The organism is Halorubrum sp. SS7, assembly GCF_005435055.1.
Lineage (GTDB): Archaea > Halobacteriota > Halobacteria > Halobacteriales > Haloferacaceae > Halorubrum > Halorubrum salinarum.
Genome location: NZ_SGXV01000624.1, coordinates 1 through 236 on the forward strand (window position 1 = coordinate 1; position 236 = coordinate 236).

Below are 236 nucleotides of genomic sequence, written 5' to 3' on the forward strand. Positions count from 1 at the left end.
GGCGAGCTCCGCCGCCTTGTCGACCTCCTCGTACAGCGTCTCGACGTCGTCGCCTAGGTCGTCGACCGTCTCCGCGACGGCGTCCGCCTGGCCGTCGATCCGCTCGACGTCCGCGGTGAGGTCGTCGACGTCGGTCTCGACCGTCGAAACGGCGTCTCGGACGGACTCGACCGTCTCGTCGACGGACGCGACCTCGTCTTCGACCGCCCGCACGTCGCCCTCGACGTCGCGGACGT

Annotated in this window: 1 pseudogene; it reads right to left on the minus strand. The window is 70.8% G+C overall.

Features of this window, described 5'->3' with window-relative positions:
- Positions 1-236 (minus strand): annotated as a pseudogene (locus tag EXE44_RS19370) (hypothetical protein); the annotation flags it as partial.